The sequence below is a fragment of the Roseburia faecis genome, assembly GCF_001406815.1.
GTDB classification, from domain to species: Bacteria; Bacillota; Clostridia; order Lachnospirales; family Lachnospiraceae; genus Roseburia; species Roseburia faecis.
The window spans coordinates 1-4,415 of the sequence record NZ_CVRR01000039.1 but is presented as its reverse complement, the minus strand read 5'-3'; the positions used below and the strand labels follow the sequence as shown (position 1 = coordinate 4,415).

Here is a 4,415-nt window from a genome sequence, read left to right as displayed (position 1 = left end):
ACTAAAAATAAGGTAGGTTTTGATACATATGCATAGTATCAATTTCTATAATTTTGAAGAAAGAAAAGATTACAAACAAGGTATTGAAGGTAGTGGAGAGAATTGCCCGGAATGAAGTGGAAAAAACAGTTCTTGGCAGGACGGCAGAGTGTTCAGCGATTTATCACCAGCCGAAAAGACCGAAGAAAAGGGAAAACTAGGTCAGAATAATGAAATATTTTGTGGAGTGTTGCGGTTGTGATTATCGTAATGGCAAAACAAAAGGAGTTAATATGGGATTAGGCGTTGAAAATTCAGTTAAATCCGGGCGGGAATCTGACCTATCAGGATTACGCAAGCGATATCTGGGAAATTTTAGCATATAACCGGACACAGCACAAAGATATTATGTCTGAGTTAAACGTACAGTTTGTGATAGTAGACGGTACAATTCAGATAAACTGATTGGAGGAATAGAAGTATGCACATCGGTTTTGGTCAGAATACCGTATCTTCATTGTACGGTCATCAAAAAGGCGATCATATGAAAACTATAGGGTTTTCTCATAAAAAGCATAAGGCAAATGAATCGCAAGAAAAAATGACCGTAACATCCGGCAAGGACGTATGCCGGAAGATAGGACATTCAGATGAAGTCGATGGGGAAAATCAGGAAAACACATATATACATGATAGTTTTGCCTTAGACGCTGGTTACGCAAATTATATCAGAGAAACGGTGCCTAAAACTGTTTGGTCAAATGATTATCTTCGAGAATTATGGGATGAAAATGCTAAATATTTAAAAAGTATCCGTGAAAGTAAAAATGGGTATGGTTTCGATGATATTGGAATGGGAGCTGCATATGCCTATTCTACTATGTATCAAAAAATTGTAGAAGGATATAGGAATGGAACAAGAGAAGTGTATGCATGCGATGATTCAGAGAGTGGAAAAAGACGTTTGCTGTCAATGGATGAAGAATTGGAAAAGCTAAATAAAGGTTTTGATGAACTGATAAAATGGGATAAAATGGTTGCCAAAAGTCAAAAGCAAAATGCAGAAAATAAGCGGAAATTTCAGAATATAAAATTGGATGAATCGTTTGATACCTTTGATATAAATCAAGCATGTGACTATATTCAAGATTCTTATTTAGAGTTCCGTTCACTTTATCTGGAGCAATATGAAAGAACGGGAGGAAATATAGATATAAAGTCTTTGTTTTCTTATGTTTTAAGAAGCGGAAATCAGGATATGCATAAATATTGTGAATTTCTGTTTGAAAAAATTGGTTTTATTGTTTAATGCGGGCATTAAAATGTTTGAGAAATATTGAAATAATAAGGAAAAAGCATGAGATGGCGGTTGCAAAGCAACAGAGTGAAGCGTGGAGAAAAGCGTTAGATGGAGTGCCGGATAGTTTAAGAATGTTGTTGGAAATAAATAATATTGAAAATGTGCTGGAATATTCAGAAAAACAAAAAAAGCAATATAACGATGCAATCAAGGCTTATGAGCATATCGGTAACGGTGTAAGCTGGTCGCAGTTTGAATGGAAAACTTACGATACACAGATGACAGTCACATTTGAGGATTCGGTGAAAGTTGAAAGCATTTCAAAAAATGGAAAGTTTAAGTGTATTATGGAGCCATATCCGGGTAATGAATTAGATTTTTAAAAAGTATTTCATGTAGGAGTCAGAGCATATTACTGACTCCTATGCAGAAAGGAGAACAATTTTATGAGTATAACGAAAGTTGGAAGTTCCTATAATTTCATTTATAACACAAAGACAGGTAAATTATCTACAAAAGATGGCAGCAAAAATGAATTTGTTGATTTTTGCAATGGAGATGTAAAGGGAGAAGATACAGAGACACTGAATCATTTTGATGAGCATACAAGATATCAGTTTACAAGAATGCTGTTTGCATATGGAACCGGAATGACCGGACAGAATCCTTTTGCCAATGATGAGAAAGTCGAGATTACAGCGGATATAGACAGTGCAACCCATACTTCCTTTTATGTGAATGGGCAGAAAGCGTTTACGGCAATTACGGGTATGTCATATCTCCCATCCGAGATTCAAACCTTTGGAACCGTACAGCAGCCATTTAAAACCAGAGGGTACAAACCATATGATCCCAGTACAAACAGTATCACGATTGGGGTTGGAAGCAGATTTAATCTTGGAAATGGATACAGCATGACGGTACAGGAAGATTTTGTCTGGGGCGAGGGCTATGGAAACGGAAGCAAGGCAGATGATGAAAGATGCAATATGATGATAGGTGGTCTGAGCTCCCTGATACATTTTGCGGATCAGCAGTATTTTTCAAGTATGACAGATACATACACCGATTATATTTTAGATTTTCTTGCGTCACAGGGAGTGGATACAAGCAGAGAATTTGTGATAAACGGGACACATTGCGAACTGGTAAATGGGAAAATAAGTGAAGTTGGTAACGATTATGTGGTGCCTAGTTCCATTCAGCAGAAAGCAGTGAAAAGATATGAAGAAAGTATGTCACAGCTTTTGAATAGCGGAACTTGGTATAGATGGTCATAAAAGTAATAGATCACTTGGACCGTTATGGAGAGTGAATAGATTCCGAATGACAGAGGAAAGGACAGCATATCTGCAACAGGAAAAAGAATTTTATACAGTGTTGGCATCCAAAATAGGAGAATAATTTTATGCATGATGCAAAAATGATATTGAGATAGGAGGAGTTCCATATGAAATTAGGGAAGAAAACAAAGACTGAAAAAGGAACATTTATGGCATATGCTTCTTGTTCATGTACTTGCTTCTGCGTATGTAAGTGCCAGAACTGTAATAGATCATTGGGGAGAAGAAAATAGAAATGGAAATAAACAATACTGGTTCTACATATGGGGCAGCATTTCGTCAAAAACCGATTTTTTTCATGTCTGGAAAGGAAACAGTGGCATTTTTTGAAGGAAAACTGAAGAAAAATATGACACTTCAGGAAGATTCCTGTACACTTGGCAGCAATGACACTTATCGCAGACAGCATACCACTTATGAGGTTTCGGACAAGAAGAAGGGAAGTACGTTTCTGGATCTGGATTTTCTGATTAAGGACGAAACCAGCAGTCTGAAAGGAAATCTCAGTGATAAAAAGGATGTGGATTTCTACAACTTTTCCATTCCATTTAATCGAACCATACAGAATTATTTTGGGGTTCAAATATACATGGACATGCCGGAAGGCTGTGATTATGACCTCACCTTATATGATGAATATGGCAATCAGGTCGGAAAGGCAGAATGGGACGGGGAAGGACGTAAAACACTGACCATCCCGAACTGGGATACAAATACCAATAAATATTGTATCAAAATAGAAAACAAAAATGGGGAAGAAGTTTCTCCGCATGATTATTATAAAATCAGTTTCAAGGTTACGGAAAATAAAGAACAGGAAAAGACCGATGCCATAAGGGAGGCATTCGGGAACCTTCACGGTGCATACAGCCGGAAAGATGAAAATTGGAGGGAATACCTCGACAAATATAATGAAGTCCTGATGGATACAGAGAAAAATTATACAAAAGAAATGGAGAAATTCCACCAGAAGCAGTTTGAAAGTCTGCCGGAAGAAAAGAAATACAAAGGCGGGCGCACAGTGGATGAATTGTTGCAGGACATGGCGGAAGGAAAGACACTGGATGATGCGGAAATGGAGTATGTGAAGATTTTTGCCAATCTGAAAGATTTTGAAAAAGCACAGCAGAAGGCGGAACTGAAACATGATTTTTCCGAGGATTTTGTAAAGGATCTGGAAAGCAAAGGTATCTCCCGTGATGAGCTGGAGGGAATGCAGATAAAGATTGAAAGCAATGGGAATGTAACAGTGAGCGGTATCGAAGATAAGGAAGTCCGGGAACAGGTTCAGAAACTGGTAGAGGAAAAGTACAGTGACCGGATGTATCAGTATTACACAGGAATTGCTGACAGTGTGGGAAATCTGTCGTCCAATACCTACCAGTATGCCACGGATGTGCAGGAAGTCAGGCGTTACTTAAAAGGGGTTACGGGAGAAGATATTTCTCTGGAGAACCTTTACCTGACACCAGACGGAAAGATTGGCGGGCTGCCGGAAAAAGCTGCTAATCTGATCAACAAAACAAAGGACAATGCCAAGATAGAGCGGATAAAGGATGCATTGATAAATATTATAGGACATAACCGGACAAGCGGTGATCTGGGGATTCCAGACTTTACTTCGGAGTTTCAATTCAGTAATGGTGCTTTTTCTGTGGCAGACAGTGGTTTTACGGTGGATATGGCGGCATTGGATAGAAGGCTGACGCCACAACCGCATGATAACATGTATTCGGATATGTATGCGTATAGTTTCAGGAAAGTATTATGATTATGAAAAGTAATTATACACA

Annotated in this window: 7 protein-coding genes; all 7 read left to right on the top strand. The window is 38.2% G+C overall.

Translation table 11 applies throughout. From position 1 onward, the window contains the following. Nucleotides 1-53: 53 nt before the first annotated feature. The 7 genes from M72_RS16540 to M72_RS12290 all read left to right on the top strand — a co-directional run bounded on the left by M72_RS16540 (nucleotide 54) and on the right by M72_RS12290 (nucleotide 4,393). Complete coding sequence (locus tag M72_RS16540; RefSeq protein ID WP_155177830.1) at nucleotides 54-200, top strand: AgrD family cyclic lactone autoinducer peptide; 147 nt, start codon at nucleotides 54-56, stop codon at nucleotides 198-200. 85 nt (nucleotides 201-285) lie between these two features. Beyond that, entirely contained in the window at nucleotides 286-444 is a 159-nt protein-coding gene (locus tag M72_RS17230) for a hypothetical protein (RefSeq protein WP_154267374.1), read from the top strand. 16 nt (nucleotides 445-460) lie between these two features. Then, nucleotides 461-1,288, top strand: coding sequence for a hypothetical protein (locus M72_RS12305; protein ID WP_055068429.1), 828 nt, complete (start codon nucleotides 461-463; stop codon nucleotides 1,286-1,288). Nucleotides 1,289-1,305: 17 nt separating this feature from the next. After that, a complete protein-coding gene (locus M72_RS12300; RefSeq protein ID WP_242853378.1) occupies nucleotides 1,306-1,662 on the top strand; it encodes a hypothetical protein in 357 nt (118 codons plus the stop codon). A gap of 63 nt (nucleotides 1,663-1,725) precedes the next feature. Further along, nucleotides 1,726-2,559 (top strand): hypothetical protein, encoded by an 834-nt coding sequence (locus M72_RS12295; protein ID WP_055068427.1) that lies wholly within the window; start codon nucleotides 1,726-1,728, stop codon nucleotides 2,557-2,559. Between the two features lie 170 nt (nucleotides 2,560-2,729). Continuing rightward, nucleotides 2,730-2,855, top strand: a complete 126-nt coding sequence (locus M72_RS18270) for a CLI_3235 family bacteriocin precursor (RefSeq protein WP_082241399.1) — start codon at nucleotides 2,730-2,732, stop codon at nucleotides 2,853-2,855. Nucleotides 2,856-2,920: 65 nt separating this feature from the next. Next, the gene (locus M72_RS12290) at nucleotides 2,921-4,393 is read left to right on the top strand and encodes a hypothetical protein (RefSeq protein ID WP_261291831.1); all 1,473 of its coding nucleotides are present in this window, start codon (nucleotides 2,921-2,923) and stop codon (nucleotides 4,391-4,393) included. Nucleotides 4,394-4,415 lie beyond the last annotated feature (22 nt).

Coding starts and splice junctions, on each gene's coding strand:
- M72_RS12305 (WP_055068429.1), top strand. CDS start 461: ATGCACATCGGTTTTGGTCAGAATACCGTATCTTCATTGTACGGTCAT.
- M72_RS12295 (WP_055068427.1), top strand. CDS start 1,726: ATGAGTATAACGAAAGTTGGAAGTTCCTATAATTTCATTTATAACACA.
- M72_RS18270 (WP_082241399.1), top strand. CDS start 2,730: ATGAAATTAGGGAAGAAAACAAAGACTGAAAAAGGAACATTTATGGCA.
- M72_RS12290 (WP_261291831.1), top strand. CDS start 2,921: ATGTCTGGAAAGGAAACAGTGGCATTTTTTGAAGGAAAACTGAAGAAA.